This is a genomic window from Comamonas sp. SCN 65-56 (assembly GCF_001724135.1).
Classification (GTDB): Bacteria; Pseudomonadota; Gammaproteobacteria; order Burkholderiales; family Burkholderiaceae_C; genus Comamonas_C.
Map to the genome: position 1 here is coordinate 95,451 of NZ_MEDS01000004.1, position 25,953 is coordinate 121,403.

Annotated in this window: 25 protein-coding genes; 12 read left to right on the top strand and 13 right to left on the bottom strand. The window is 64.3% G+C overall.

Going from position 1 to position 25,953, the window contains the following annotated elements:
* Positions 1-145 precede the first annotated feature (145 nt).
* Positions 146-853, top strand: coding sequence for a CoA transferase subunit A (locus ABS45_RS02960; protein ID WP_291552785.1), 708 nt, complete (start codon positions 146-148; stop codon positions 851-853).
* 1 nt (position 854) lies between these two features.
* Positions 855-1,493: a 3-oxoacid CoA-transferase subunit B gene (locus ABS45_RS02965; protein ID WP_291552788.1), complete on the top strand. Its 639-nt coding sequence runs from the start codon at positions 855-857 to the stop codon at positions 1,491-1,493.
* A 63-nt stretch (positions 1,494-1,556) separates the two neighbouring features.
* Here ABS45_RS02965 and ABS45_RS02970 read toward each other — a convergent pair whose 3' ends face one another.
* Genes ABS45_RS02970 through ABS45_RS03010 form a run of 9 tightly spaced genes read right to left on the bottom strand, consistent with a single transcriptional unit; the run spans position 1,557 to position 11,156 of the window.
* On the bottom strand, positions 1,557-2,723 hold the full coding sequence (locus tag ABS45_RS02970) for an ABC transporter substrate-binding protein (RefSeq protein ID WP_291552789.1): 1,167 nt from the start codon (positions 2,721-2,723) through the stop codon (positions 1,557-1,559).
* A gap of 36 nt (positions 2,724-2,759) precedes the next feature.
* Positions 2,760-3,482, bottom strand: coding sequence for an SDR family oxidoreductase (locus ABS45_RS02975; RefSeq protein ID WP_291552792.1), 723 nt, complete (start codon positions 3,480-3,482; stop codon positions 2,760-2,762).
* Between the two features lie 12 nt (positions 3,483-3,494).
* Positions 3,495-4,304, bottom strand: a complete 810-nt coding sequence (locus ABS45_RS02980; RefSeq protein ID WP_291552794.1) for a cyclase family protein — start codon at positions 4,302-4,304, stop codon at positions 3,495-3,497.
* A 3-nt stretch (positions 4,305-4,307) separates the two neighbouring features.
* Positions 4,308-5,561 (bottom strand): SDR family NAD(P)-dependent oxidoreductase, encoded by a 1,254-nt coding sequence (locus ABS45_RS02985; RefSeq protein WP_291552797.1) that lies wholly within the window; start codon positions 5,559-5,561, stop codon positions 4,308-4,310.
* Positions 5,558-6,733, bottom strand: coding sequence for a thiolase family protein (locus tag ABS45_RS02990; RefSeq protein ID WP_291552799.1), 1,176 nt, complete (start codon positions 6,731-6,733; stop codon positions 5,558-5,560). The genes ABS45_RS02985 and ABS45_RS02990 overlap by 4 nt, the downstream gene beginning before the upstream one ends.
* A 1-nt stretch (position 6,734) precedes the next feature.
* Complete coding sequence (locus ABS45_RS02995) at positions 6,735-8,315, bottom strand: ATP-dependent acyl-CoA ligase (protein WP_291552800.1); 1,581 nt, start codon at positions 8,313-8,315, stop codon at positions 6,735-6,737.
* 18 nt (positions 8,316-8,333) lie between these two features.
* The gene (locus ABS45_RS03000; RefSeq protein ID WP_291552802.1) at positions 8,334-8,816 is read right to left on the bottom strand and encodes an aromatic-ring-hydroxylating dioxygenase subunit beta; all 483 of its coding nucleotides are present in this window, start codon (positions 8,814-8,816) and stop codon (positions 8,334-8,336) included.
* Positions 8,813-10,156, bottom strand: a complete 1,344-nt coding sequence (locus ABS45_RS03005) for an aromatic ring-hydroxylating dioxygenase subunit alpha (RefSeq protein ID WP_291552805.1) — start codon at positions 10,154-10,156, stop codon at positions 8,813-8,815. The genes ABS45_RS03000 and ABS45_RS03005 overlap by 4 nt, the downstream gene beginning before the upstream one ends.
* 22 nt (positions 10,157-10,178) lie before the next feature.
* Complete coding sequence (locus ABS45_RS03010; protein ID WP_291552809.1) at positions 10,179-11,156, bottom strand: PDR/VanB family oxidoreductase; 978 nt, start codon at positions 11,154-11,156, stop codon at positions 10,179-10,181.
* Positions 11,157-11,416: 260 nt separating this feature from the next.
* On the opposite strand from ABS45_RS03010, the gene ABS45_RS03015 reads away from it, so the two are divergent.
* The 9 genes from ABS45_RS03015 to ABS45_RS03055 all read left to right on the top strand — a co-directional run bounded on the left by ABS45_RS03015 (position 11,417) and on the right by ABS45_RS03055 (position 20,384).
* Positions 11,417-11,863, top strand: coding sequence for a MarR family winged helix-turn-helix transcriptional regulator (locus tag ABS45_RS03015; protein ID WP_291552811.1), 447 nt, complete (start codon positions 11,417-11,419; stop codon positions 11,861-11,863).
* Between the two features lie 245 nt (positions 11,864-12,108).
* Positions 12,109-13,590: an AMP nucleosidase gene (locus ABS45_RS03020; protein ID WP_291552813.1), complete on the top strand. Its 1,482-nt coding sequence runs from the start codon at positions 12,109-12,111 to the stop codon at positions 13,588-13,590.
* Between the two features lie 3 nt (positions 13,591-13,593).
* Positions 13,594-14,544 (top strand): ATP-binding cassette domain-containing protein, encoded by a 951-nt coding sequence (locus tag ABS45_RS03025; protein WP_291552815.1) that lies wholly within the window; start codon positions 13,594-13,596, stop codon positions 14,542-14,544.
* A gap of 156 nt (positions 14,545-14,700) precedes the next feature.
* Positions 14,701-15,501, top strand: a complete 801-nt coding sequence (locus tag ABS45_RS03030; RefSeq protein WP_291552817.1) for an ABC transporter permease — start codon at positions 14,701-14,703, stop codon at positions 15,499-15,501.
* Between the two features lie 168 nt (positions 15,502-15,669).
* Positions 15,670-16,518 carry a 3-hydroxybutyryl-CoA dehydrogenase gene (locus tag ABS45_RS03035; protein ID WP_291552819.1) on the top strand — a complete coding sequence of 283 codons (849 nt, stop codon included), beginning with the start codon at positions 15,670-15,672 and terminating at the stop codon, positions 16,516-16,518.
* Positions 16,502-16,990, top strand: a complete 489-nt coding sequence (locus tag ABS45_RS03040) for a hypothetical protein (protein WP_291552821.1) — start codon at positions 16,502-16,504, stop codon at positions 16,988-16,990. The genes ABS45_RS03035 and ABS45_RS03040 overlap by 17 nt, the downstream gene beginning before the upstream one ends.
* A gap of 73 nt (positions 16,991-17,063) precedes the next feature.
* Positions 17,064-17,819, top strand: a complete 756-nt coding sequence (locus tag ABS45_RS03045; protein ID WP_291552822.1) for a tyrosine-protein phosphatase — start codon at positions 17,064-17,066, stop codon at positions 17,817-17,819.
* 32 nt (positions 17,820-17,851) lie between these two features.
* Entirely contained in the window at positions 17,852-18,547 is a 696-nt protein-coding gene (locus ABS45_RS03050) for a PhaM family polyhydroxyalkanoate granule multifunctional regulatory protein (RefSeq protein WP_291552824.1), read from the top strand.
* A 121-nt stretch (positions 18,548-18,668) separates the two neighbouring features.
* Positions 18,669-20,384 carry a lysoplasmalogenase family protein gene (locus ABS45_RS03055; RefSeq protein ID WP_291552874.1) on the top strand — a complete coding sequence of 572 codons (1,716 nt, stop codon included), beginning with the start codon at positions 18,669-18,671 and terminating at the stop codon, positions 20,382-20,384.
* Positions 20,385-20,423: 39 nt separating this feature from the next.
* On the opposite strand, the gene ABS45_RS03060 is transcribed toward ABS45_RS03055, so the two are convergent.
* From ABS45_RS03060 to ABS45_RS03075, 4 genes are all read right to left on the bottom strand, one after another.
* Positions 20,424-21,254: a phytanoyl-CoA dioxygenase family protein gene (locus tag ABS45_RS03060; RefSeq protein ID WP_291552826.1), complete on the bottom strand. Its 831-nt coding sequence runs from the start codon at positions 21,252-21,254 to the stop codon at positions 20,424-20,426.
* A 45-nt stretch (positions 21,255-21,299) separates the two neighbouring features.
* A complete protein-coding gene (locus tag ABS45_RS03065; RefSeq protein WP_291552827.1) occupies positions 21,300-22,451 on the bottom strand; it encodes an ABC transporter substrate-binding protein in 1,152 nt (383 codons plus the stop codon).
* Positions 22,452-22,635: 184 nt separating this feature from the next.
* Positions 22,636-23,787, bottom strand: coding sequence for an ABC transporter substrate-binding protein (locus ABS45_RS03070; RefSeq protein WP_291552829.1), 1,152 nt, complete (start codon positions 23,785-23,787; stop codon positions 22,636-22,638).
* A 34-nt stretch (positions 23,788-23,821) separates the two neighbouring features.
* Positions 23,822-24,889 carry an aromatic ring-hydroxylating dioxygenase subunit alpha gene (locus ABS45_RS03075; protein WP_291552831.1) on the bottom strand — a complete coding sequence of 356 codons (1,068 nt, stop codon included), beginning with the start codon at positions 24,887-24,889 and terminating at the stop codon, positions 23,822-23,824.
* A gap of 94 nt (positions 24,890-24,983) precedes the next feature.
* Between ABS45_RS03075 and ABS45_RS03080 the strand changes: the two genes are divergently transcribed.
* Entirely contained in the window at positions 24,984-25,946 is a 963-nt protein-coding gene (locus ABS45_RS03080; protein ID WP_291552832.1) for a LysR family transcriptional regulator, read from the top strand.
* Positions 25,947-25,953: the final 7 nt, after the last annotated feature.

The window sequence follows — 25,953 nt, forward strand, 5'->3', positions numbered from 1 at the left end:
CCTTAGTGTGCGCGACGGGTGCGCAGGCGCCGCACAAGACTCAGGGATAACCCCGTTGCGCGGCTGTTGACACCCATTGTGCAACGCAACAAAATTGAACTCGCAGTATCGTAGGGCAGTCGCTTCAGATTCAGGAGAAACATTTGTGAACAAGATTTATCCCTCCGCGGCCGAGGCCCTCAAGGGCATCGTGCACGACGGCCAGCTGATCGCCGTCGGCGGCTTCGGCCTGTGTGGCATTCCCGAGGCGCTGATCGAGGCGCTGTGCGCTTCCGGCGTGAAAAACCTCACCGCAATTTCCAACAATGCCGGCATCGACGGCGTGGGCTTGGGCAAGCTGCTCAACACGCGCCAGATCAAGAAGATGATCAGCTCCTACGTGGGTGAGAACAAGGAATTCGAGCGCCAGTACCTGGCCAAGGAGCTGGAGCTGGAGTTCACCCCGCAGGGCACGCTGGCCGAGAAGCTGCGCGCGGGTGGCGCCGGCATTCCGGCCTTCTTCACGCGCACCGGCGTGGGCACCATCGTGGCCGAGGGCAAGGAAACGCGCGAGTTCGACGGCCACACCTATCTGATGGAGCGCTCGCTGGTGCCCGGTGTGTCGCTGGTGCATGCCGCCGTGGCCGACACCACCGGCAATCTGCGCTTCAACCTCACCGCGCGCAACTTCAATCCGGCGGTGGCCATGGCGGGCAAGATCTGCGTTGTGGAAGTCGAAAAAATCGTGCAGCCAGGCGAACTCGCGCCCGACGACGTGCATCTGCCGGGCATCTACGTGCACCGCATCGTGCTCAACACCAACCCGAGCAAGCACATCGAGAAACGCACCATCACCGAGAAAGCAGGAGCCTGACATGCCGTGGACCAAGGAACAGATGGCGGCGCGTGCCGCCCAGGAATTGCAGGACGGGTTCTACGTGAATCTGGGGATCGGCATCCCGACGCTGGTGGCCAACTACACCGGTGACAAGGAAGTCTGGCTGCAATCGGAAAACGGACTGCTCGGCATCGGCCCCTTCCCGACGGAAGACCAGGTGGACGCAGACCTGATCAACGCCGGCAAGCAGACCGTGACCACGCTGCCCGGTTCGGCCATCTTCGGCAGCCATGACAGCTTCGCGATGATCCGCGGCGGCAAGATCAACCTCGCCATCCTCGGCGCGATGCAGGTGAGCGAGAAGGGCGATCTGGCCAACTGGATGATCCCGGGCAAGATGGTCAAGGGCATGGGCGGCGCGATGGACCTTGTCGGCGGCGTTCCCAAGGTCATCGTGCTGATGGAGCATGTGGCCAAGAAGAAGGACGGAACGACCGATCTGAAGATCCTGCCGCAGTGCACGCTGCCGCTCACGGGCGTGGGCGTGATCCACGAGATCATCACCGACCTGGGCGTGATGCACGTGACGCCGCAGGGCCTGAAGCTCGTCGAACTGGCGCCGGACGTGAGCTTTGACGAAATCCAGTCCAAGACGGGTGTGAAGCTGCTCAACTGAAGCTGACAGGCACCATGAAAAAACCGGGCCTGGCGCCCGGTTTTTCTATGTACGGTGCTCTGATTATTTGAGCAAGCGGAACTGTCCGTCCTTGACGGTGATGAGTTCACGCCCACGCTGGTCAAACCCGCTGTGGTCTTGGGGCGTCATGTTGTAAACGCCTTGCGTGCCCACGAGTTCCTTGGTCTGCTCCAGCGCATCGCGCAGCGCAGAGCGGAACTCCGGTGTACCAGGCTTGCCCTTTTCTGCGGCCTTGGGAATGGCGTTTTGCAGCAGCAGACCGGCATCAAACACGTTGGCACCAAAAGTGGCTGGCGGCTCGCCGTATTGCTTCTTGTAGGCGTCGATGTAGTTCTGGGCGACCTTCTTGGACGGGTTGCTGTCGGCGATTTCAGGTAGCACCAGCATCAGGCTGGCGGCCATGATGGTGCCTTCAACCTTGGCACCGCCGAGCTTGATGAAGGCGGGCAGCGCCGCACCGTGTGTCTGGTAGATGGGACCCTTGTAGCCGCGGTCGCGCAGCGACACTTCGGGCAGCACGGTGGGGCCGCCGGCAGCGGCGATCAGGACGGCATCCGGCTTGGCACCGATGAGCTTGAGCGTCTGGCCGGTGACCGAGGCGTCGGTGCGCGCGAAGCGCTCGTTGGCGATGATCTTGATGCCGTGCTTTTCCGCCAGAGCCGTGGAGACGCGGTACCAATTTTCGCCATAGGGGTCGTTGAGACCAATGAAGCCAATGGTCTTGACCCCCGATTTGCTCATCTGGTCGAACAGCGCCGCGCCGATGATTTCGTCGTTCTGCGTGGTCTTGAAGACCCATTTTTTCTTGTCGTCCATGGGTTGTACGACAGCGGCGGTGCCCACCGGTGCCAGCATGGGAATGCCGGCTTCGGCGATGAACTGGATCACTCCCATGGCGTTGGGCGAACCGCTGGGCCCGATCAGCGCGTCTATCTTCTGCTCGTCGATCAGCTTGCGCACGTTGGTGACGGTCTGCGTCGGGTCGCTGGCGTCATCCAGGCCGATGTACTGCACCGTGTAGTCGCCGATCTTCTGTGGCAACAAAGCAATGGTGTTGCCCTGCGGGATACCGACGAAGGAGGTGGCTCCGGTGCCGGAATAGATGACGCCAACCTTGATCTGGGCGACGGCGGCGCCGCTGCCCAGCCCCAGGGCGGCGGACAGCGCCACGGCCTGGGCGGCGAGTTTGAGTGTGCGTGGGATGCGCATGCAATGTCTCCTGTCGTGTTGTGGAGGGTTGGGAAATCAAATGGTCAGTGTGCCCACGCTCGCGCCGCCACAGACGTACAAGGTCTGGCCGGTGACGAAGCTGTTGGCGGGATCGGAGAAAAACATCACCGCGCGGGTCACGTCGTCCGGGCGGCCGATGCGGCCGACGGGGATGTTGGCTGCCAGCTTGGCCTCTCGCTCGCTGCCCGAGGGCACGACGTCGTAGAACATCGGTGTCTGGATCGGGCCGGGCGCGACGACGTTCACGGTGATGCCCTTGGGCGCAAGCTCCAGGGCCCAGGTGCGTGCCATGCCTATCATGCCGGCCTTGGTCGCCGAGTAGTTGGTGCGCGTGGCCAGGCCCAGCGCGCCGCGCGAGGACATCAGCACCACGCGCCCGAATGCTTGTTTTTCCATAGCTGGAAGCACGGACTGCATCAGCGTCAGAGCGCTTCCGAGGTGGATTTGCGTCAGACCCTGCAGCTCGTCCACGGTGGCGTCTTGCAGCAGGTGGGGCCAGATCACGCCGGCGTTGTGGATGAAATGCGAAACCTCAAAGCGCTGGACGATTTCCTGCGCGGCTTGCGCGGTGGCGGCGGCATCGAGCAGGTCGACATTGATGGTGGTGAAGTTGGCGTGCGACCACTGCGGCGCGCGGCGTGCCAGGCTGATGACCTTCCAGCCATCCTGCAGCATGCGCTGGCAGATGTCTGCTCCGATGCCGGCTGAGCCGCCGGTGACCAATGCGGTGTAGTGCATGGCAATGTCTCCTTACTGACCCGGCACCAGCGCGATGACGCGCAGCGGGCTGCCGCTGCCATGTTCGATCTTGAGCGGCGCGGCAATGATGAGTGCGCCCGTCGGCGGCAGCTGTTCCAGATTCGCCAGGCACTGAAGTCCGTACTTGCCCGCCCCGTGCATCAGCGTGTGGCAGGGGTAGGGCGGCAGCAGGTGCGCGGCCTGGCCGGCGTCGGTGCCTATGGTTTCCGAGCCAAAGCCGAGCACGTCGCGCTGCTCGACGAGAAAGCGCACCGCCTCCACGCTCGGCCCCGGCGTGTGCTGGCCGCTGGCGTCGTAGTTCTGGTAGGCGCGCGCATCGCGCCGGTGGCTCCAGTGGTGCGACCAGTTGGTGCGCATGAAAACCCAGGCACCGGCCGCAATGCGACCGTGCGCGGCCTCGAAGGTCTCGATGTCGCCGACGGTCATCAGATAGTCGGCATTCTGGGCGGCCTGCGCGCTGCAGTCGATGACGCAGACGGGCGCGATGAAGTGCTTGGCAGGGATGGCATCCACCGCGTTGTTCGGCAGATCGCGCCCGGTGATCCAGTGGATGGGTGCGTCAAAGTGCGTGCCGGTGTGTTCGCTGCAGGAGATGTTGTTCCAGTACCAGGCTGCCCCGCGTTCGTCGTAGCGCGAGACCTGCTCGACGCGAAACGGCGCGCACTGGCCGAGCTCGGGCGGCAGGCCGAGCGTGGGGAAGTCGGTGCTCAGCGTGTGCGAAAGATCGACGATGCGCACTGCACCGCTGGCAAGGCCCAGCGAAAAGCCGGCGAGCAGATCGGAGGAGGTCGTGGGGTTCATCGCTTACATGCCTCCGGCGGCCAGCTCGCGTTCGAGCACCTTGGGGTTGTCGCGCCAGCGCGCCAGCCAGTCCTGTGCGATGTCGCCGGGATAGACGTCTTCGACACCGCTCTGCAAGGCCTTGACGATGGCCGTAGCCACTGCCTTGGGGGCGAGCTTGGGCGGCGGCAGGTTCTGGTTCCACTCGTCGTCGATGGGCCCCGGGAAAACATTGACCACGCGTATGCCCGCGCCACGCATCTCCGCGCGCAGACATTGCGCCAGCGACAGCGCGGCAGCCTTGGAGGCCGAGAAGGTGCCGTCCGGCGGGTGGTTGGCCAGCGCGAAGATGGACAGCAAATTGACCCAGGCGCAGGCATGCAGGCTGCCATCGGCCGCACGGCTTTGCAGCACCGGGCCGAAGGCCTGCGCCAGGCGCAGCAGCCCGAGGTAGTTGACGTCCATCTCCTCGCGCACCACGTCGACACCGCGCCGGTGGGTGATGCCGCCGCTGCGGTGCATCTCGGCAGTATTGATGACGATGTCCACCTTGGCACCAATCAGGCTGGCCGTCTCCTGCACCGAGCGTTCGTCGCGCACGTCCAGCGCCACCACGGTGACCTGTGGCGATTGCGATCGCTCGGCGAAGCCGGGCGGTTGCTTCCACGGCTCGGCAGCGCCCACCCAGACATGCTCGGCGCCGGCTGCGATCAGCGCTCGCACCATGGCCTGGCCGACGGGTGATTTGCCATCGGTCACCAGCACCTTGCGCAGCTTCGGGTCACACGCCATCTCGCGCAGCATGGGGTCGTCGTGCATATGCGGGGATCCTTTTTCGGGCAACGCGATCAGCACCGCCTGCCCTGAGCGGTCCAGTCGCGTGACGACACGCACGCGTGCCGGTGCATGCCCCACTTCACCATGCAGATGCACCATGGCGCTGGGGCCGGCATCCAGGCGCACCATGCCCAGGCGCCAGGGCAGGCGCTCGCGAAAGTACAGGTCATTGCTGTGGGACAGCGTGGTCTCGGCGAGCAGCTCCCCCTGGCCGTCCTGCGCCTGCCAGCGCAGTTCTGGGGATAAACATTGATAGCAGGCTTCGCGCGGTGGATATTGGGTTGCGCCGCATTCGGCGCATACCTGCAGTACGAAGCGACCCTCGGCCGCCCCGGCGGTGATACCCAGCGCCACGCGTCCGCGCTGGCTCGGCGGCAGGTTCATCTGCGGCGTGCGCAGAATGGGGTTCTTGCGCGGCGGGCGTTGCAGGGGCTCGGTCATGCGGCCTCCAGTATCACCGCGCCGGTGCACAGGCACCGGTCGTAAGTCACCATGCCGAAGCCGCCGACCATGCCATAGCGGGCATTTTTCACGGCGCGCTCGCCCGCCTGCGCGGTGAGCTGGCGAATGGTTTCGGTCATGCCGATGAAACCACCGGCCGCGCCTGCCTGGCCGCAGGAGAGTTGCGCGCCGCCGGTGTTCTGAGGAAAGTTGCCCGCATGCGTCAGGTCGTGGCTGCGCACGAAGGCGGGTCCCTCGCCCTTGGCGCAAAACCCCAAGTCTTCAAACTGCATCATCACGATCACCGGGTAGTCGTCGTAGGTCTGCAGCACATCAATGTCCTGCGGCTTGACGGCCGCTTGCGCGTACAGGTCGTCGCGGTCCATCGCCCAGCCGCCACAGACCATCACCGGATCGCTGCTGAAGGCGTTGTGCCGCTCGATCGCGCCGCGCAGCAGCACATGCGGCAGACCCAGGTCACGCGCGCGCTCGGGCGACATCACGAGAAAGGCCTCGGCACCGGCGCAGGGCATGACGCAGTCGAACAGGTGGATCGGGTCGGACACCGGCCGCGCCGCCATGTATTCCTCAAGGCTCAGTGGCTTTTTGAACAATGCATTCGGATTCTTCAGTGCATTGCTGCGTTGCGCCACTGCGATACGGCCGAAGTCTTCGCGCTTCGCGCCATAGGTGCGCATGTAGTGCGCGGTGATGAAGGCGAACATCGAGTTCGGCCCACCCGCGCCATAGGGGTAGCTGGCGTCGCGTGAAAAATGGCTGAACGCGCCCAGCGTGTGGCGGAACGAGTCCACATGGTTGGTGTCTGCGGCCACGCAGGCCACCACCTCGGCGTCCCCCGCCTGCACCGCGCGCGCTGCGCGGCGCAGTGCCATCACGCCCGAGGCGCCGCCGGTGGGGATGTGATCGAGCCAGCGCGGTGACAGGCCCAGGTGCTGGGTGACGCCGACGGCGGTGTCGGGGCCGAGCGAGAAGCTGCTGACCGTGAGGCCGTCGATCTGCTCCTTGGCCAGGCCCGATTGCTGCACCAGTGCGCGCACCGCCTGGCCCAGGAACCAGTGCGCACCGCGCGTCGAATAGCGCTCATAGGGCACGGTGACGGGCACAGTGACGGCCACGCCTTCGTAGCCCTTGCGCTTGAGGAAATGGGCCATGTCAGCGCTTGACCTTGATGCCGGCCGCTTCGCGGTCCCAGGTGGTGGCGGTGGTGCCGCGTTCGCGCAGCTTGAATTTCTGGATCTTGCCGCTTTCGGTGCTGGGCAGCTCGGTCATGAATTCGAGAAAGCGCGGCACGGCAAAGTAGGCCATGCGCGGCTCGCAATAGCGGATCAACTCCACCGGGTCAATCACCTGGCCCTCGCGCGCGACGATGGCGGCCATGACTTCGTCCTCGGCCAGTTCGCTTTGCACCGGAAAGACGGCAGCGAGCGCCACCGCCGGATGGCTGAGCAGTACCTGCTCGACCTCGTAGGAGGAGATGTTCTCGCCGCGGCGGCGGATGGCGTCCTTGAGCCGATCCAGAAATGTGTAGAAGCCGTCTGCGTCACGCACCACGCGGTCACCGGTATGAAACCACAGATTGCGCCAGGCTTCGACGGTCTTTTCCGGCATGCCGAAGTAGCCCGAGGCAAAGGCGAAGGGCTCGGTGGCGCGCAGCAGCAGCTCGCCGGACGTACCGTCGGGCACTTCTTCGTCCCATTCATCGGCCACGCGCGCTTCGAAGCCGGGCACGAGCCGGCCCATGCTGCCGGGCTTTTGCTCCGCATGAAGACCGATGACGAAGTTGCTCTCGGTCGAGCCGTAGCCGTCGAGCAGCGCCATGCCGAAGCGCTGGCTGAAGACATCATGAAAACGCGTGGGAATGGCGGGCGCGAGCGCGATCCGCACCTGGTGCGCTCGATCTTGCGGCGTGGACTCTTTCGACAGCAGGATGGGCACCATGGCGCCCAGCACATAGGTGACCGTGGCCTGGTGACGCACCAGGGCGGCCCAGAAGTCTGATGCCGAAAAACGCGCCTCGGCCACCAGCGTGGAGCCGGTGAGCAGCGCCTGAAAGAAGGCGTTGAGCGCGTTGGTGTGAAACAGTGGCAGTGTGGTGAGCAGCACGTCGCCATCGCGCAGGCCCAGCAGCTCGCTGGAATAGCGGCTCCACCAGTAATACTGCGCATGCGGGCAGCACACGCCCTTGGACAGACCCGTAGTGCCCGAGGTATAGAGGATGGCCAGCGTGTGGCCGGGCGTGATGGCGGCGGGATCGGTCAGCGCATCGCCGAGTGCGGGCATGGGCTGCGCGTTGGCGATGCTTGATCCATCGACGCTCCAGACGGCTTGCAGTGCCAGGCTTTCGCGACCTTCCAGGCCGGCCAGAGCGGGCAGCGTGGCCCCCTCGCCGATGAACAGGCGCGCGCCCGAATTGCTCAGGATGTGGCGCAGGTTGGCACCGCGCGCCGAGGTGTTGATCGGCACGGTGATCGCGCCGATCCAGGCGCAGCCGAGGAACACCTGGAGGAACTCGGGCCGGTTGCCGCACATCAGCGCCACGCGGTCGCCCGCCTGAATGCCGTGTGCCTTGAGCAGCGCGCCCATGCGCTGCGCGACCCCCAACGCATGGACATAGCTCCAGCGCGTCTCGCCGCAGACCAGCAAGGTGCGTTCGGCAAAGCGTGCGCATTGCTGCGCCAGCATGGCGGGCAGGGTGCGCTCGGCAGGGGCAAAACGGGCAATCGCGTCGCTCATGGGAATCTCAGTCTTTCGTCACATGAAGCACTGGATGTTGGGCAGCGCCGCGTCGCAATTGAGCAAATCCACGCGCTTGAGGCGGATGCGCAACTGGCCATCGACCACCACCAGCTCGTGCGTGGCCCAGGCGGCGAGCAACAGCTGGTCGTCCACGCGGGTCTCGACAAAGTGGAACGCGGTGCGCAGCGTGTAGCGCCCGGCCGCGTCGTCGCGCGCGACAACGCGCGGGGCCTGCAGCAGGTGGTGGCAACGCGTGTGCGGCTGCTGCGAGAAGGTGCGTTTGCCGAAGAAGCGCTCGATGCGGATCTTGAGCAGCAGCTTGTCTTCGTACATCAGCGAACCCTGCAGGATGGGATCGGTCTGGCCGTGGGTCAGTGGCATCCAGTAGTAACCGTCGTCGGCGAACAGCGCTTCCCACTCGTGCAGCTGCTGCGTGTCGATCAGATCGGCCTCGCGGTAGACGAAGTCGATCAGTTGGCTGTCGGTGATCTGGCTCATGCTGCGCTCCCTTGGTTTTTTTGCTCCATGCTGACGGTCATGAAATGCGACCAGGCGCGCATCTGGTTGCGCATCTGCAACTCGTTGGTGCCGTTGGTCTCGAAGTGCGCCTCGTTGCGCGGCTCCTTCGGGTCGTACGAGCGGTACAGATTCATCCAGTCGCGGCCGCGGCTCTTGAGCGCCTCCTGCGCGCGCTCGTAGACCTCGGTGTCGTCGTGTGCGACGACCGAGGTGGGCGCGTTGATCAGGCGGTTGTACATCAGCGTGCGCTCCAGCAGCTTGTCGGGTGCGCCCACGAGCCGGAAGGTCCAGGATTCCACCAGGGTCTTGTCGACCGCGATCGGCTTGAACAGCCGCATGGTCTGGATGGGGCCCTTCATCGTCAGGTTGGGGAACAGGATGGTGTTGTGCCTGGCCTCGCCGAGGATGGCATGGGCGCGCTCCTCGCCATAGGCAGCCACCATGGCTTCCGTGTAGCCGGGGATGCCTGAATAGTCCGAGTGGATGGAGCGGCCCACGCCGTCATGGCCGTGGCCATTGGGCCAGACGCGCAGCCCCGATTCATCGAAAAATTCATAGGAACTGACGAAGGGGGTGAATACCTCGACCGCCATGGGTTTGGGCGTTCCGTCGGGTACCTGGCTCCAGGTCGAGGCGGCCGTGCCGGCCGACGATTCATGTACCACCATGGGGTGGGTGGTGTCGGTCTGGTTGTCCACCAGCATCTTCCAGTTGCAACGGTTGATGTAGCGCAGCACGCCGCCAACGACCTCGAGCTTGCCCACGGGCGAGCGATCGACCATGAAGTCGATCGTGGACAGCGACTGGCCGAAGTAGTCCTCGAACGAGATGCCTTCGGGATTCATGCGGCAGAAGACGAAGTCGCGGTACACATGGACCGCCTGCACCGCAGCCATGCCGCCGCTCGCCTCGCAGCAATCGAAGCCGGTGTTGTCGTAGCCCTTCTTGAACGGGACCGAGAGCAGCGAGCCGTCGGTCTTGAAGGTCCAGGCGTGGTAGGGGCAGCGGAAGAACTTGCCGGTGTTGCCGCAGGTCTCGGCCGCCACCTTGACGCCCTTGTGCGGGCAGCGGTTGTAGAGCACGCGGATGCTGTCGTCGGTGTGGCGCACCATCACCACCGGCTCGGTGCCGACGGTGGTGGTGTAGAAATCGCCCTTGTTCGGCACCTGGCTGGCGTGGCCCACGTAGACCCAGGTGTTGGCGAACAGGTGCTCCATCTCGAGATCGAAGATCTCGGGATCGACGTAGGTGTCTTTGTGCACCTCCGCCTCGCGCACCAGTGCGCGGATCGCGGCGGGGTTGTCGGTGTATCGGCCCATGTGAATCTCCTTGCAGCGGGGTCTACAAATCCAGCACGAGGCGCGGCGATTTGGCGCGCGAGATGCAAATCTGAATGAGTTTGCCTGAGGCGCGTTCTTCGTCGCTCAGGACGTAATCGCGGTGGTCCGGAATGCCTTCGAGCACCGTGGCCTGACAGACGCCGCATTCGCCGCGGCGGCAATCGAACATGGGATCAAGACCAGCCTCTTCCATCACCTCGAGAATGGTCTTGTTGGCCGGTACCTGCAACACCTTGCCGGACTGGCGCAGCTCGACTTCGAACGGCTGGTCGCCCGACAGCGTCCCGGCTTCGACGAACAGTTCGACATGGACATGGTCCTTGGGCCAGCCCTGTTGCGTGGCCAGAGCGATCGCCGCGTCGAGCATGCCCTTGGGGCCGCAGACGTACAGATGCTGGCTGGGCTTGAGGGTCTTCAGCAGCACCGCCAGATCGAGCCGCGTCGCCGCATCGTCGTCGGCATGCAGATGCAGTGCGTCGCCGCACAGCGCCTGCAACTCGTCCACCATCGCCAGTTGGTCGCGGCTGCGGCTGCTGTAGTGCAGGGCAAAGGGACGCCCGGCCGCCTTGAGTGCTGCCGCGTGGCTGGCCAGCGGTGTGACGCCAATGCCGCCGGCGATCAGTACCGTCGGTGCCTCACCCGCAGTGGCTGCATGCAGCGGGAACTCGTTGCGCGGCTCGTTGGTGGCGATGGTGTCGCCGACCTTGAGCTGGTGCATGAAGGCCGAGCCGCCGCGGCTGGCTTCCTCGCGCCGCACCGCGATCCACCAGGCGGTGGGGGCTGGGTCGGTCGCCTCGGCGGCCGTGAGCTGCACGATGGAGTAGCAGCGCCGATCGGCAACGCCAGGCAGCATGAATTGCAGATGTGTGCCCGAAGCCAGCGGCGCGAGGGTGCCGCCTTGCGGCGCCACCAGGCGGATGCGGCGAATCAGCGGCGTTTCCGCGCGGATTTCAGAAACCTGGAGCAAGGGACCGGACATGGGGACCTTTGTGGGAAGTGGCGCCTGCCCGCCGCTGCGCAATGGGCGCGACAACGGGAAGGTTGATAAATGCGGACTGTAGAAATGAATGCTTTAAATGTCAATAAAAAACATGAAAAATCATACAAAATTACGGGAAAACCCCTAGCTTTCATGGGTGAAATTTCAGCGCTGCGCGCTATGCTTGAACAGTGACCAAAGCCGCCGCAAACCCCTCTCTGCCCAGCCGTGGCGAAGGCCCGGCTGCGCGGTCCGGAGCTGTGCCCGCCGCGGATGCCGGGACGACGCGCTTCGTGGACGAGTACCTGGCCTTCCTGCTGGCGCAGGCCAGCCATCGCGTTTCGGGTGTTTTTCATCATGCGGTGGAAGGCGCCGGCCTGTCCGTGACCGAGTGGCGCGTGCTGGCCAGCCTGTCCGGCAGCGCGGGCGAGACCATTGGCGCCCTGAGCGAGCTCACGCTGACCAAGCAGCCGACGCTGAGCAAGATCGTGCAGCGCATGGAGCGCCAGGGGCTGGTCGCCAGAAGCGATACCGCCGTTGACCGGCGCCAGACGCTGGTGACGCTGACCGCCAAAGGCAAAGAGGTAGCCAAAGGCCACACCCGGCTGGCGCTCGAACACCAGTCCCGAGTGGTCAAGCCGCTGGGCGCGCGCGATGCCGCGCGGCTGATCGCCCTGTTGCGCAAATTGGTGCAATTGCCGCACTGAGAGGTTGAGAGCTTTTCACTCATGCCCGCCTTGCACCCCAAAACACCCCGGCTCCGCGTTGCAAATACTCGCCATAGCCCGAGCTATGGCTGCGTTTTGCGCCTCGATCCGGTGCGTTTTGGTGCGCCTTTCGGGCACGGACAAAAAACTCTCAACCTCTGAGCCACGCTGGTGCGCTGCTGAAATAGTTGCTTGCGCGCGTCGCATCGCGGGCTGGGGAGCGAGGCTGCGTGGACAATCGCGGCATGCCTTTGACACCTGATTTCATCGCTCCCTCGCACCACCGTGATGCGGCCGAGGCGCTGGCGCAGATCCAGCGCATCTACACCCAGCAGACGTCACACCTGCGCAACGCGATGCAGCGCTTTGTCGCGGGCGAGACGCCCGAGGCGCCGGTGCGCGCCTTCTATCCCTTCGTGCGCCTGCACACCAGCACCGTGGCACGCGCATCCTCCGGCCTGGCCTACGGCTTTGTGCAAGGGCCGGGGCGCTACGAAACCACGCTCACCCGCCCCGACCTGTTCGCCCACTATTACCGGGAGCAGCTCGAACTGCTGACGCACAACCACGCAGTGGCGCTGGAGGTGGGCACCAGCACGCAGCCGATTCCGGTCTACTTTGCGCTCGACGCTGACGACCCGCTGGAAGGCACGCTCGATCATCAGCAGCGCCTGCTGCTGCGCGACCTGTTTGACCTGCCGGATCTCACCGCGATGGACGACGGCATCGCCAACGGCACCTGGCAGCCGCGCGCCGGCGAGGCGCATCCGCTGTCGCTCTTCACGGCGCCGCGCGTGGATTATTCGTTGCAGCGCCTGCGCCATTACACCGGTACGCGGGCCGAGCATTTCCAGAACTTCGTGCTGTTCACCAACTACCAGTTCTACATCGACGAGTTCGTGCGCCTGGGCCATGCGGCGATGCAGGATGCTGCCAGCCCCTACAGCGCTTTTGTCGAGCCCGGCAATGTGCTCACGCGCCGCACGGGCCTGGCGGCTGAGCCGGGCGATGCGCTCGGGGTCGCGCCGCCGCGCCTGCCGCAGATGCCGGCCTACCACTTGGTGCGCCAGGGGCACGGCGGCATCACCATGGTGAACATCGGCGTCGGCCCGGCCAATGCCAAGACCATCACCGACCACATCGCCGTGCTGCGCCCGCACGCCTGGCTGATGCTGGGGCACTGCGCGGGCTTGCGCAACAGCCAGCAGCTGGGCGACTATGTGCTGGCGCACGCCTACGTGCGCGAAGACCATGTGCTCGATGAGGAGTTGCCGATCTGGGTACCGATCCCGGCGCTGGCCGAAATCCAGGTGGCGTTGCAGCAAGCCGTGGCCGACGTGGCGCAGATGCCCGAAGACCAGCTCAAGCGCATCATGCGCACCGGCACCGTGGCCAGCACCGACAACCGCAACTGGGAGCTGCTGCCGGACAACACGCCGCAGCGGCGCTTCAGCCAGAGCCGCGCGGTGGCGCTGGACATGGAGAGCGCGACCATCGCCGCCAACGGCTTTCGCTTTCGCGTGCCCTATGGCACGCTCTTGTGCGTTTCCGACAAACCGCTGCACGGCGAGATCAAGCTGCCCGGCATGGCCAACCACTTCTACCGCGAGCGCGTCGATCAGCACCTGCGCATCGGCATGCGCGCCATCGAGCTGCTGCAGGCCGGCGGCGTGGGGCGGCTGCACAGCAGGAAGCTGCGCAGCTTTGCCGAGGTGGCGTTTCAGTAAGCCATGGCTGCACTGCTTCAGGTCACCGGCCTGCGCAAGCGCTATGGCGGGGCGCTCGCCGTCGATGGCGTGTCGCTGGCCATCGCGCCGGGCGAATGCCTGGGCGTGATCGGCCCCAACGGCGCGGGCAAGACCACCACCATCCGCCTGTGCCTGGGCTTGACCGCGCCCGACGGCGGCGAGATTCGCTACTTCGTGCAAGAGGGCGCGGAGGCGGTCGGCTCGGCCCTCGCCATGCCGCGCGATGCGCTGGCGATCAAGGCGCGCCTGGGCGTGGTGTCGCAGTTCGATTCTCTCGACCCCGATTTCACCTGCGCGGAGAACCTCTTCGTTTTTGGTCGCTACTTTGGCTTGCAGCGCGCCGAGCTGGCCGAGCGGGTGCCCCAACTGCTGGAATTTGCGGCGCTGGCGCACAAGGCCGACGCACGGCCGGGCGAGCTCTCGGGCGGCATGCGCCGGCGCCTGTCGCTGGCGCGTGCGCTCATCAACAACCCCGATCTGCTGTTGCTGGACGAGCCCACCACCGGCCTGGACCCGCAGGCGCGCCACCTGATGTGGGAGCGCCTGCAACTTCTGCTGGCGCAGGGCAAGTCCATCTTGCTGACCACACACTTCATGGACGAAGCCGAGCGCCTGTGCCAGCGCCTGCTGGTGATGGACCACGGCCGCAAGATCGCCGAAGGGTCGCCGCGCGCGCTGATTGCCGAACACCTGGAGCCAGAGGTGGTCGAGGTCTATGGCAATGGCGCGCTGCCGTTGGCCCAGTCGGATCTGACCGCGCACGCCGAGCGCGTGGAGACCAGCGGCGAGACGGTGTTCTTCTACACCCGCCAGGCGCGCGCGCTCTTGCAGGCGCTTCAGGCGCACCCGCAGCTGCGCACGCTGCACCGCCCGGCGAATCTGGAAGACCTGTTCCTGAAGCTCACCGGGCGCCAGATCAGGGACGATGGCTGACATGTACCGGCGCATTGCAATTCACTCCTTCCCCCTCTGGGGGAAGGCCGGGATGGGGGCTTGCACTCCACTGCAACAGCCAGCCTTGTTGGGCACCGCTGGCCCCCACCCCTCCCTCCCCCAGAGGGGGAGGGGGCAAATCCGCGAAAGGCTGGCATGAGCGCTCCCTCCCTCTGGGCGCCGCCGCGCCTCTCCGTGCGCTGGTGGCCGGTGTTCCTGCGCAACTGGCTGGTCTGGCGCAAGCTCGCCATCCCCAGCCTGCTGGCCAACATCGTCGAGCCGCTGATCTGGCTCGTGGCCTTCGGCTACGGCCTGGGCAGCATGATCGGGCAGGTACCCACGCTGGGGCAGAACGTGCCCTACATCCTGTTCCTCGCCAGCGGCTCGGTCTGCATGAGCGCGATGAACGCCGCGAGCTTCGAGGCGCTGTACTCGGCCTTCTCGCGCATGCACGTGCAGAAAACCTGGGACGGCATCCTCAACACCCCCGTGCAGCTCGACGACGTGGTGCTGGCCGAGATGCTCTGGGCCGGTTTCAAGGCGCTGTTTTCCGTCACCATCATCCTGGGCGTGATCTGGCTGCTTGACATCAGCCGTGCACCGCTGATGTGGTTGGCTGTGCCCATCCTGCTCGCGTCGGGCATCACCTTTGCCGCGATGGCGCTGGTGTTCAACGCCAAGGCGCCGGGCTACGATTTCTTCAACTACTACTTCACGCTGGTGCTCTCGCCCATGATGTTTCTCTCGGGCGTGTTCTTCCCGCGCGAGCAACTGCCCGAGGCCGCACGCGTGGTGACCGACTGGCTGCCGCTCACGGCCGCGGTGGAGCTGGCGCGCCCGCTGTTCCTCGGCCAGTGGCCGGCGCAGCCCTGGCGTTGGTCTGCGCTGCTGGCTGCGTTTGCCGTCGTCGGGCTGTGGGTAGCGCTGGCGCTCACGCGTCAGCGTTTCAGGCGCTGATTCATAATTTGATAGCTTGCAGCGCTTGATACAAAAGCGCTGTAGCCATTTTTTGCTTGAATTTTTGGGTGTGATCCAAGCCGCAGGCAAGAAGGCCGGAACCTGGCGCGTACAGGCGCGCGGCTACCATCCACGCTTTCCCCATCGAACACTCTTGTGGAGCAGACCATGAACATCAACACCGTCGGCATCATCGGCGCCGGCACCATGGGCAACGGCATCGCGCAGGCCTGCGCCGTCTCGGGCATCCAGGTCGTGATGATCGACATCGCCCAGGCCGCTGTGGACAAGGGCCTGGCGACCGTCGCCAAGAGCCTGGACCGCCTGATCGCCAAGGAAAAGATCACCGAGGCCGACAAGGCCGCGGCGCTGGTGCGCATCAAGGGCTCGACCAGCTACGACGACTTGAAGGGCGCTGAGCTCGTGATCGAGGCCGCGACCGAGAACCACGAGCTCAAGAACAAGATCCTCAAGCAGCTCGACGCGTTGCTCGCGCCCGAGGTCCTGATCGCCACCAACACCTCGTCGATCTCGATCACGCAACTGGCCGCCGTCACCCAGCGCCCCGAACGCTTCGTCGGCATGCACTTCTTCAACCCGGTGCCCATGATGGCGCTGGTGGAGATCATCCGCGGCTTGCAGACCAGCGATGCGACGCACGACGCCGTCAAGGACCTGGCGCTGCGCCTGGGCAAGAGCCCGATCACGGTGAAGAACGCACCGGGCTTCGTCGTCAACCGCATCCTGGTGCCGATGATCAACGAAGCCTTCTTCGTGCTGGCCGAGGGCCTGGCCACGCCCGAGGACATCGACGCCGGCATGCGCCTGGGCTGCAACCACCCGATCGGCCCGCTGGCGCTGGCCGACATGGTGGGCCTGGACGTCTGTCTGGCGGTGATGGAGGTGTACCTGGAGCAGTTTGGCGACAGCAAATATCGCCCCTGCCCGCTGCTGCGCGAATACGTCGCCGCCGGCCACCTGGGGCGCAAGACGGGGCGGGGTGTCTACACCTATTGACTCACCTGCGCCGCTGGACGCGGCGCGCTTTTTCGTGCGCGAGCACGAGCGGCTGGAGGCGCAGTTGCAAGCGCACCTGCTGGCGGTGATCGGCGGCGAGTTTGCAGAGGCGGCAGCCCGGTTGGCAGATTGGCGCACTGCGCTGTCTGCCCATATCGCGGTCGAAGAACGCGAACTGCTGCCGCATCTGCCCCTGGAGGCGCGCTGGGCTGCCAGGGTCTATCTGCAGGAACATGAGCGCATCGCGCTGCTGGCGGACGAATACGCCACGCGCCTGGCGCAGGTGCTGGCCGATCCGCCGGCGGACGAGCTTACGCGTCGCCGCGCCGCGCTCTGGCTCATCGACGCCGCGCATGCGCTGCGCCATGTGCTCGACCACCACCACCAGCGCGAACACCAGGCGCTGGCGCTGGAGCTGCCGCAGGCCTTGCAGGCGCGGGTGTGGGGCGCTGTGATCAGGCCCGCGCCGTGATGCTGCTTTGAGGCCGCCTCATCCCCCGGGCGCCGGCGCCCGGCAGCGGGCGGCGTTCGCATACAGTTGCAGCATGGATGATGCAATGCGTGCGGTGCCGCTGGCGGGGGCCAGCAATTTTCGTGACCTGGGCGGCTATGCGGCCGGCAACGGCATGCGGGTGCGCTGGCGCCGGCTGTTCCGCTCGGACCAGCTGTCGGCCCTGACGCCGGCGGACACGCACGCATTGGCCAGCCTGGGCTTGGCCCGCACGGTGGATTTTCGCGGCCAGGAAGAGCGCGCCGCGCAGCCTTACTCTCTGCCACGAGTGCGCCAGCTTCCCCTGCCGATTGAACCCACGGTGGTACGCCGCTACCGCGAGCTGGCGGCGCGCGGCGAGCGCTTCGGTGTGGCGCTGGCCGAGCAGCTCATGCGTGAAACCTACCAAGGCTTTGTCACCGATGACGCGCCGCAGTTTGCGCAGTTTTTCGAGCAGCTGCTGGCCGACGACGCGCCGCTGGTGTTTCACTGCACCGCGGGCAAGGATCGCACCGGATTCGCGGCCGCCTTGCTGCTGCTGGCCCTGGGCGTGGGGCGCGAGCAGGTGATGCAGGACTATCTGCTGACCAACCGCCTCTACCGCCGCCCGCCGCCGCCCGCGCAGGACGAGACCACGCGCGCGGTGCACGACGTGATCTGGGGCGTGCGCGCCGAATACCTGCAATCCGCGCTCGCCGCGCTGGACCAGGGCCCGGGCGGGCTGCAAGGCTATTTGCAGGGCCGCCTGGGTTTGAGCGCTGCCGCACGTGCGCGGCTCGCGGCGCTGTACCTGGAGGCGCCGCCGCGCTAAGCTGGCGCCTTCATTCACCGCGAGGAGCGAACATGAGCGATTCTTCCCCCTTCGGCTTCGGGCGCTTCGTCCCGGGTTTTGACTTTTTGCAAAAGCTCACCGAAGGTGCGGCTGCCGGCATGCCTGCCATGCCGCCCATGGCCAATTGGGTGGCACCGACGATGAGCGTGGAGGAAATCGACCAGCGCATTCGTGAACTCAAGACGGTGCAGTTCTGGCTTGAACAAAATGCCCGCGCGCTGGCCGCCACTATCCAGGCGCTGGAGGTGCAGCGCATGACCCTGGCCACGCTGCAGGGCATGAACGTGGCGATGAAGGACCTTGCTGGCGGGGCCTTCAAGGCGACCGGCGCCGCAGCCCCTGCGGCCGCGCCCGAGGCCAAGGCTGCCGCACCTGCAGCGGCGCCAGCAGCCCCGGCGCCAGCGCCAGAGGCCGCCCCACCGAAAGAGGCCGCTGCCGCGCCCACGGTCGACCCGCTGCAATGGTGGGGCGCGCTCACGCAGCAGTTCCAGCAGATCGCCGCCAAGGCCATGACCGATGCCAGCGCGCAACAGGCCGCCTTGCAGGCCACGCGCGAGATGACCACCGGCGCGCTCAAGGCGGCGGAAGAGATGGCGTCGTCGCTGGTGCCCAAGGCAGCGGCTGCAGCGGCGAAAAAGCCGCAGGGCGCGCAGGGCAAGACGGCGGCAAAGAAAGCGCCGGCGCGCAAGGCCAAGTCTGCCCGATGATTCCTGCATTGATAGCTGCAGACGCTTGATGGACAAGCGTCAGGCCATGATTTGATTTATTTTCTGCACTGTGTCCGGCAGCCAGATCATCGTTCTCGTCACGCCGGTCTTCCTCGCGCTGATGGCGCTGGAATGGGCGGTGGGTCGGGCGCGCGGGCGCGTGGTGTTTCGCCTGGCCGATGCGGTCAGCAGCGTCAGTCTCGGGATGCTGAGCCAGACCAGCGCGGTGTTCACCGTGCTGCTGCGTGTAGGGCTGTACACGCTGGCGTGGCAGCAGCTGGCGCTATGGCGCAACGATGCATTCTGGCTGAGCGCACCGGGCTGGCTGCTGGCGCTGCTGTTCTACGACTTCTGCTATTACTGGCTGCATCGCATGGGGCACGAGGTGGCGGTGCTCTGGGCGGCGCACGCAGTGCACCACCAGAGTCAGGACTACAACCTTTCCACCGCCTTGCGCCAGACCAGCTCGGGCGCGCTGCTGGGCTGGCTGTTCTACCTGCCGATGGCGCTGGTGGGCGTGCCGCCGCTGGTGTTCGTGGTCGTCGGCCTCATCGATCTGCTCTACCAGTTCTGGGTGCATACCGAGCAGGTCGGGCGTCTGGGCTGGTTTGACCGCTGGTTCTGCAGCCCGAGCAACCACCGCGCGCACCATGCCGTCAACGATCGCTATCTCGACAAGAACTACGGTGGCATTCTTATCGTCTGGGACAGGCTCTTCGGTACCTTTGTCGAGGAAGACGATCGCGAACCCTGCGTCTACGGCACGCGCGGGCTGCTCGCCAGCTGGGACCCGCTGTGGGCCAATGTGCAGGTGTATGCCACTCTGGCGCGCGACAGCTGGCATGCGCGGCGCTGGCGCGACAAGCTGCTGGTGTGGCTCAAACCGCCGGGCTGGCGGCCGGCGGATGTGGCGGCGCGCTTCCCCAAACCGGCATTCGAGCTGGCGCAGATGACGCTTTTCAATCCTGCGATGACGCGCGCCCAGCGGTGGTTTGCGGGTGCGCAGTTCGTGCTGCTGCTGGCGGGTGTCAGCGTCTTTCTCTGGCATGCCGACAGTGCGCCGCTGGCCGACAACCTGCTGTGGTTTGCCGTGCTGCTCGTGTGCCAATGGGCGCTGGGAGCGGCGATGCAGGGGCGGCTGACCATGCTGGAGGCCTTGATGATCGAGGCGGGTGCGCTGGCGACGGCAAGCGCGGCGCTTGGTCTTGCCGAGTGGCATTACATCGCCAAGCCGGCGGCCATGATTTTTGCTATGGCTGCAGTAGCTGTTCGCACTTATCCATCAAGGGCTGAAGGCAATTTTCGTTCACATTCATCTGGATGGCTACTGCTGGCGCTGCTCGGTTCGCTCGCGGGAGATCTGTTCCTGATGGTGGCCGGGTTTTTCATCCCCGGGCTGGTGAGCTTTTTGCTGGCCCACCTGTGCTACATCGTGCTGTTTCGCCGCGATGCGCCGTGGTTCGCGCACCGCGGCGCGCTGCTGGCGACACTCACCCTGGCCGGCGGGATGTATGCATTCCTCTGGCAGGGCGGACTGCCGCCGGAGCTGCGTGCGCCAGTGGCTGCCTATGTGCTGGTGATTGCGCTGATGGCGGCCCAGGCCTGGGCGCGCTGGCAGGTGCTGCGCGACCGGCCGACGCTCTGGGTCGCGCTGGGTGCCTGCTGCTTCATGCTCAGCGATTCGCTGCTGGCGATCAACCGCTTCGTGCAGCCGCTGCCCTGGTCGCAGGTGTGGGTGCTGTCCAGCTACTACGCGGCGCAGGTGCTGATCGTCGTCGGTGTGCTGCGCGCGACGGCTGTCAGCGGGCCCGTTGTGGCGCCGGCAGCTGCAGCGTAGGCGGCTGGCGTGCGCAGCGCGCGGCCAGCCGCGCTCCAGTCACCTTCTCCAGGCGATCGGGAAGCGGTCGTCGTCGTGCGCCGCCTCGCCCGGCTGGACGCTCACGTCCGCCTGCGTCACCGTGGGGTCCGATCCGGGATGGGGATACCAGATCGCATCGTCGCCCAGCCAGCGGGTGGAGATGGCGGCCCGCCGATGCTTTGACGAGCTATTGCCACGGGCGCCATGCAAAGTCCACGCAGAAAACAATACGCCATCCCCGGCCTTCATGTCCCAGCCGACGATGTCGTAGGCGCTTCGGTCTGCTTCTATGGCTGGAACCGGCTCGCCCTCGATGCCTTTGAGCTGCCAGCTGCTGGGGTGGTTGTCGCGTTTGCCGAATTGTTCCGGCATGTAGTAGTGGTTGTCCAAGTGCGAACCACGTACAAATTCCAGTGCGCTTTGTTCCACGGTCGAATCGGTCAGGGCCACCCAGATCGAACAAATCTGCCGGCCCTTGAATGGCCAGTACGGCACATCCTGATGCCACGGTGTCGGCGCGGTGGTGTCTGGCTCCTTGACCAGCATGTGATCAAAGTAAAAGCGGGCCACCGAACTTTGCATCGCCTGTCCGGCAATGGCGGCAATCCCGGATTCGAAGACGAAATTTTTGATTTCCGCGTTTTCCCGCCACAGATATCGGTCGGTGAACAATCGGTTCTTGCTGGCGTTCGGGTTGGCATCATTGACCCAGCGGCTGGGTGCTGCCAACTGCGCATCGACGACGCCGGTCATCCTGGCGATCCATTCCGGCGTCAATATGTTTCTGACGCATATCACCCCATCGCGTTCATAGGCGGCGATTTCGTCCTTTGTCAGTACTCTTTCCATGTCAATCTCCTTGTCGTGAGACGGGAAGCCAGGCGCAGCCACGCTTCATTCGACAAATTTCCATTTGCCATCCTTGACTTCAACCAGAACCTGGCTGCGTCCGTCCGCGCCGTTGTGGTTGGTGTGCGACATCGTGTATACGCCTTCTGCCAAGACCAGATTCTTGATGTCGTTTTCCAGTGCATCGCGCAATGCCAGGCGGAATTCAGGCGTGCCCGGAGCGGCTGATTTCATCGCCACGGGGATGATGTGGTTGAGCAGCAGGTGTGCGTCCCAGGCGGTACCACCAAACAGCGAGAGCGCGCCGATCCCGTATTTGGCTTTCACTTTCTCGACATAGTTCACTGCAACTGGCTTGACGATATTGTTGTCCGGCAATTGCTCTGCAACCAGGATCGGAGAGACCGACATGAATGTGCCTTCTATCGATTTCCCGCCCACGCGAAGATAATCGTTGTTGGCGACGGCCTGGGTTTGGTATTGGGTGCCGGTGTAGCCGATTTTCTTCAGTTCCAGTTGCGGCATTGCCGCTGGCGTACCGGATGCTGCAATAAAGACTGCATCCGGCTTTTTGCTCATGATTTTCAATGCCTGCGAGACGAACGAAGTGTCGTTGCTGGCGAAACGTTCAATGCTGACGATATCGATTCCAACGGTTGGCGCGAGTTTGTTGGCTTCTTCGATGAATACCTGGCCATACCCGTCCTTGGCTGCAACGATGGTGAGCGTTTTCTCCCCGCGCTTTTTCATCCGGTTGAATATGACATTCAACTGGATTTCTTCCGAAGGCGGCAATTTGTAGGCCCATTTTTTGGGCCCTTCCTGGGGATTGATGACGGCACCGCCGCCCGAGAGCGTGATCATGGGCGTCTTGGTTTCACCGGCCACTTCCAGCACGGCAAGTGCCGTCGCGGTAATCGATGGGCCAATCAGGATGTCGACATTGTTCTTGGTCACGAGCTTGCGCGCGGCCAGTGTCGCTGCAGTCGGGTCGGAGGCATCGTCCAATACGGTGACGTTGACCTTTTGATTGCCAATCGTCTGAGGCCACATTTCAACGGTCTGTTGCGCTGGTATCCCAAGTGAAGCCGCGGGGCCTGTCAAGGACAGGATCACCCCGACATTGATATCGGCGTGCGAGATTCCGAATGCAAGAGTGGCAATGCATCCAAGGGCTATTTTTTTGAGTTTGATCATCAATGGTCTCCAATTTAAAAAACGTTACGAATTCATTCAATGCAAATGCCTGTTTCAAACCAATGCACTGGTTGGAATTCCCGATGTGTCATGTTGCTCAGCAAAGTCAATGATGATCAGACGCAACACCCACGCCGTCAAGTACGGCGATGAGCCCATGTCCTTCATGGGGTGACTCGGGGTTTTACTTCACATAGCGCCATGCGCCGTTCTTCACCTGAATGGCGACGACCGCACGTTTGTCGTAGCCGACATGGTCCTCGGGTGTCATGTTGATGATGCCCTGCGTGGTGACGAGCTCGCGCACCTGCTCGAGCGCATCACGCAACGCGGCGCGAAACTCCGCGGTGCCTGGTTTGGCCTTGGCCAGTGCTGCAGGCAGGGCTTTGCGCAGCAGCAGGTTGGTGTCTATGGTATTGGCTGCGAAGATGTTCATCGAGCCTTTGCCGTAGGCGTTCTCGTACGCCTGGATTTCGCCCAGCGCAATCGGGCGCGTGGGGTTGGAGGGATCCAGCTGGTCCGCCACCACCACGCCACCGGCGGCAAACACGGCACCTTCCGCATCCTTGCCGGCGACCTTGAGGAAATCGTTGTTGGCGATGCCGTAGGTCTGGTAAATGGGACCTTTGTAGCCGCGCTCGACCAGGGTTTTTTGCGGCAGTGCGGCGGGGGTGCCGGCGCCGGCGATCATGATCGCGTCCGGCTTGGCCGAGAGCAGCTTGACGGCCTGACCGATCACGCTGGTGTCGTTGCGCGCATAGCGCTCGACGGCCACGATCTTGATGCCCGCTGGCTCCGCGGCGGCCTTGATTTCATTGAGCCAGGATTCGCCATAGGGGTCCGAGAAGCCGATGAAACCCAGCGTCTTGACCTTGTTGGCCAGCATGTTGTCGACCGTGACGGCAGCCACCAGGCTTTCGTTGGAAATGGCTTTGAAGACCCAGCGCCGGTTGGCGTCTTGCGGCAGCACGATGCGTGCGCTGGCCGCCAGGCTCAGCAGAGGCAGCTTGCGTTCGCCAGCCGCGTCCACCATGGCCAGTGTCGCAGGCGTGATGCTGGAGCCGATGATCACGTCCGCCCGGTTGTCGTCGGAGAGTTTTTGCAGGTTGCGCAGTGCAGTGGATGGGTCAGAGGCATCGTCGAGCACCACGTAATTGATCTTCTCGCCGTTGATGTCCCTGGGAAACAGTTTGACCGCGTTGTGGCTGGGGATGCCGAGGGACGCGCCGGGCCCGGTCAGGGAGAGCGTCACGCCGACATTGATGTCGGCCCGTGCAGACATCACCGCGCCGGTCAGAAGCAGTGCCGCAACCTGTGCGATCAGGGGAAATTTCATGAAGCTTGTCTCCGGTGTCAGGGTTCGGTGGTGATCAAGAGGAAGCGCTGGCGCCTTCGGTTGCGCCCGCCCGTTCCGCTGCGACGGCGTCCGCGAGCATCTGGCGGAACCGGATCAGCGCGGCATCGAAGTGCAAGGGCAGCATGTGTTCTTCTGCCCCAGGCGCAAGGTTTTTGTACTGCGCGGTAATCATGCGGCAGTCTTCGTTGAACGCCTCCAGCAGCGTGCGATACATCGAGTTCTTCATCGTCGAATCGCCTTCGCCGTGGCGATGCGACTGCTGGAAAAAGTAGTGTGTCGAGGTTTCTGTCTCGGGCGTCAGCGTCTGGCAGCTGTGCAGTTGAACCGCATGGCTGAGATCGTCCGGTGCATCGGTGACGGGCCGCCCGCCGGATTGCATCAACAGCGTTCCTGGGAAAAGAAAATCGTAGATGAACCAGCGATCCAGGTGGGAGTCGAACCTGCGAAAGCGCTGGTAGTACGGTGGTGCCGGCACATCGTGCACATGGCGCGTGACCTTGATGCCGCGCTGGCCGTCGGCATCGATGGTTTCGATCTTGGGTCTGGCCTGGGCAATTGCGGTGGAGCCTCCCAGCGTCTTTTCGTGCACGTAGCTCAGGTGCGAAAAGTCCAGCAGGTTGTCGCAGATCAGCAGGTAAGGCGTGTCGTAGTGCATATAGCCCGGCACGTTGACCCAGTCCGGGTGATCGCATGAGAAATTGTCCGGCAGCTTTTTCTCATCGGCCAAGGCCGGGTCTCCCATCCAGACGAAAACCCAGTTGTTCTTGCAGACGACCGGGTAGGACTTGACCTGCGCCTTGGGCGGAATGCGCTCCATGCCGGGCAAATCGATGCATTGACCAGCGGTATTGAACTTCATCCCGTGGTAGCCGCAGCGCACGGCGTCGCCTTCGCGCCGCCCGATGGACAGCGGTGCATGGCGATGGCAGCAACGGTCTTCGAGTGCGGCGAATTTCCCGTCCGCCGTGCGGTAGACGAGGATGGGCTCGCCAAGCACTTTGCGGGAGAACAGCGTGCCTTCGGTGGCCGCCGGGATCTCATGGTCCCAGGCGATGACGTACCAGCAATTGCGAAGCCACATGGCGATCTCCTGATGAATAGGCACATGGAATGTATGGATTCTTCATGAATGCAGCAATATCATTGTTCTCATATGCACAATGAATGAAATTCATATGGATGCTTTCGATCTGAATCTGCTGCGCGTGCTGGAGGCCATGCTTTCCGAACGCAGCGTGACGCGTGCGGCGCGCAGTCTGGACATGACGCAAAGCGCAGCGAGCCACGCACTCAATCGCTTGCGTGAATTTTTTGATGACCCGTTGTTCGTCAAGTCGGGTAATGCGATGGTGCCGACCCCAAAGGCCGAATCGCTGCAGCCCGCCGTGTTCGATGTCATGTCCACGGTGCGCCAACGCATCCGGATGCAGGCCGTGTTTCAGCCCCAGTCCGCGCAGCGCGAGTTTGTGCTGTGCATCACCGACATGGGGGAACTGGTCTTTCTGCCTACCTTGCTCAGGCGCTTGCGCCTGGAGGCGCCACAGTGCTCGTTACGAACCCTGCAGGTGCCTGCAGAACAGATCGAGCAACTGCTGGCCAGCGGCAGCGCCGACCTGGCCATAGGCTCCTACCGGACAGCGCCGGATGGCTTGTACAAGCAGCGCCTGTTCATGCACAGCTTCGTGACGATTGCCCATGCGGACAACACCCGATGGGGGCGGCGGATCAGCCTGGAACAGTTCGAGCAGACACCCCAGATCGTGGTCACCCTGACGGGACGCGAGCCGGTGGCCTACGACAAGGTGCTGGAAGACACGGGCATCCGGCGCACCGTCGTGCTGCGCACGCCCCATTTCCTGATGGTGCCGCTGCTGTTGGAACAAAACCCCGAGCTGATCGCCACCGTGCCGCTGGAGTTGGGCAATGTGTTTGCACGCCTGGGCATCGTGCGCATGCTCGAGCCGCCGCTGGAGTTGCCCACGTTCGCGATCAACCAGTACTGGCACCCGCTGTTTCATCGTGAGCCCGGTTTGGTCTGGCTGCGCGAACTGATCAAGCAGAGTTTCGAAACCTATCCCGATATTTACACCGGGCCACCGCCCGCGCACGCGCCCACCATCGGTCGCAGGGGGGCGTGAGAGTGCC

Excerpts from the sequence above, each read along its gene's own strand:
- ABS45_RS03010 (WP_291552809.1), bottom strand. The coding sequence starts at position 11,156 with ATGTCCGGTCCCTTGCTCCAGGTTTCTGAAATCCGCGCGGAAACGCCG.
- ABS45_RS03005 (WP_291552805.1), bottom strand. The coding sequence starts at position 10,156 with ATGGGCCGATACACCGACAACCCCGCCGCGATCCGCGCACTGGTGCGC.
- ABS45_RS03030 (WP_291552817.1), top strand. The coding sequence starts at position 14,701 with ATGAGCGCTCCCTCCCTCTGGGCGCCGCCGCGCCTCTCCGTGCGCTGG.
- ABS45_RS02965 (WP_291552788.1), top strand. The coding sequence starts at position 855 with ATGCCGTGGACCAAGGAACAGATGGCGGCGCGTGCCGCCCAGGAATTG.
- ABS45_RS02995 (WP_291552800.1), bottom strand. The coding sequence starts at position 8,315 with ATGAGCGACGCGATTGCCCGTTTTGCCCCTGCCGAGCGCACCCTGCCC.
- ABS45_RS03070 (WP_291552829.1), bottom strand. The coding sequence starts at position 23,787 with ATGAAATTTCCCCTGATCGCACAGGTTGCGGCACTGCTTCTGACCGGC.
- ABS45_RS03065 (WP_291552827.1), bottom strand. The coding sequence starts at position 22,451 with ATGATCAAACTCAAAAAAATAGCCCTTGGATGCATTGCCACTCTTGCA.
- ABS45_RS03000 (WP_291552802.1), bottom strand. The coding sequence starts at position 8,816 with ATGAGCCAGATCACCGACAGCCAACTGATCGACTTCGTCTACCGCGAG.
- ABS45_RS03075 (WP_291552831.1), bottom strand. The coding sequence starts at position 24,889 with ATGTGGCTTCGCAATTGCTGGTACGTCATCGCCTGGGACCATGAGATC.
- ABS45_RS02970 (WP_291552789.1), bottom strand. The coding sequence starts at position 2,723 with ATGCGCATCCCACGCACACTCAAACTCGCCGCCCAGGCCGTGGCGCTG.
- ABS45_RS03045 (WP_291552822.1), top strand. The coding sequence starts at position 17,064 with ATGGATGATGCAATGCGTGCGGTGCCGCTGGCGGGGGCCAGCAATTTT.
- ABS45_RS03020 (WP_291552813.1), top strand. The coding sequence starts at position 12,109 with ATGCCTTTGACACCTGATTTCATCGCTCCCTCGCACCACCGTGATGCG.
- ABS45_RS03060 (WP_291552826.1), bottom strand. The coding sequence starts at position 21,254 with ATGGAAAGAGTACTGACAAAGGACGAAATCGCCGCCTATGAACGCGAT.
- ABS45_RS03080 (WP_291552832.1), top strand. The coding sequence starts at position 24,984 with ATGGATGCTTTCGATCTGAATCTGCTGCGCGTGCTGGAGGCCATGCTT.
- ABS45_RS03050 (WP_291552824.1), top strand. The coding sequence starts at position 17,852 with ATGAGCGATTCTTCCCCCTTCGGCTTCGGGCGCTTCGTCCCGGGTTTT.
- ABS45_RS02975 (WP_291552792.1), bottom strand. The coding sequence starts at position 3,482 with ATGCACTACACCGCATTGGTCACCGGCGGCTCAGCCGGCATCGGAGCA.
- ABS45_RS03035 (WP_291552819.1), top strand. The coding sequence starts at position 15,670 with ATGAACATCAACACCGTCGGCATCATCGGCGCCGGCACCATGGGCAAC.
- ABS45_RS03025 (WP_291552815.1), top strand. The coding sequence starts at position 13,594 with ATGGCTGCACTGCTTCAGGTCACCGGCCTGCGCAAGCGCTATGGCGGG.
- ABS45_RS03055 (WP_291552874.1), top strand. The coding sequence starts at position 18,669 with ATGGCGCTGGAATGGGCGGTGGGTCGGGCGCGCGGGCGCGTGGTGTTT.
- ABS45_RS02980 (WP_291552794.1), bottom strand. The coding sequence starts at position 4,304 with ATGAACCCCACGACCTCCTCCGATCTGCTCGCCGGCTTTTCGCTGGGC.
- ABS45_RS02990 (WP_291552799.1), bottom strand. The coding sequence starts at position 6,733 with ATGGCCCATTTCCTCAAGCGCAAGGGCTACGAAGGCGTGGCCGTCACT.
- ABS45_RS02985 (WP_291552797.1), bottom strand. The coding sequence starts at position 5,561 with ATGACCGAGCCCCTGCAACGCCCGCCGCGCAAGAACCCCATTCTGCGC.